General features: G+C 56.7%; 1 protein-coding gene. It reads right to left on the bottom strand.

Annotation, left to right across the window (positions count from 1 at the left end; all coding sequences use genetic code 11):
* Positions 1–111: 111 nt before the first annotated feature.
* Positions 112–543, bottom strand: coding sequence for an IS200/IS605 family transposase (gene tnpA, locus IHV84_RS20225; protein WP_026437438.1), 432 nt, complete (start codon positions 541–543; stop codon positions 112–114).
* Between the last annotated feature and the right edge of the window lie 125 nt (positions 544–668).

Here is a 668-nt window from a genome sequence, read left to right as displayed (position 1 = left end):
GTAACCATCCCCCGGCAAAGCCGGGGGCATTCGGGATGTGAGCCGCTCAAAGCGGCTGTAAGGGGTCGCTAACGCGGCCCCTCATTCTTGGGGCCACCTATCGGTGGCTACTCACCTCCATAGACCGAGTTGGTCCAACCTCTCGTCTTCCTTCTCCTGGTTTCGGATGTACTCCCGTATCACCGCTTCGTCGCGTCCCACCGTCGAGACGAAGTACCCTCGCGCCCAGAAGTGCTGACCCACGAAGTTGCGCTTTCGCTCTCCGTACACCCGCGCAAGGTGGATTGCGCTCTTGCCTTTGATAAAGCCCACCACCTGCGACACCGAGTACTTCGGTGGGATCGACAGCATCATGTGCACGTGATCGGGCATCAGATGCCCCTCTTCAACCCTGCATTCCTTTTGCGCGGCCAACTTTCTGAATACCTCACCCAGGTGTTCGCGTAGCTGCTTGTACAGCGTTCGCCTTCGACACTTGGGGATGAAGACCACGTGATATTTGCAATCCCAGGCCGTGTGACTCAAACTTTCATACTTGTCCATCGTGTTTCTTCCTTTCGTTTGCTTGGCGGCTCACGATTGAAAGTCTCTACGGTGGACAACCTCCTGAAAAGTCAAACTTCTACTGCCTCCCCGGCAGAGCCGGGGGGCCTCCTTTTGGTAGCTAG

The organism is Acidovorax sp. IB03, assembly GCF_016406015.1.
GTDB lineage: Bacteria > Pseudomonadota > Gammaproteobacteria > Burkholderiales > Burkholderiaceae_C > Acidovorax > Acidovorax temperans.
This window is presented reverse-complemented; position numbering and strand designations above follow the sequence as displayed.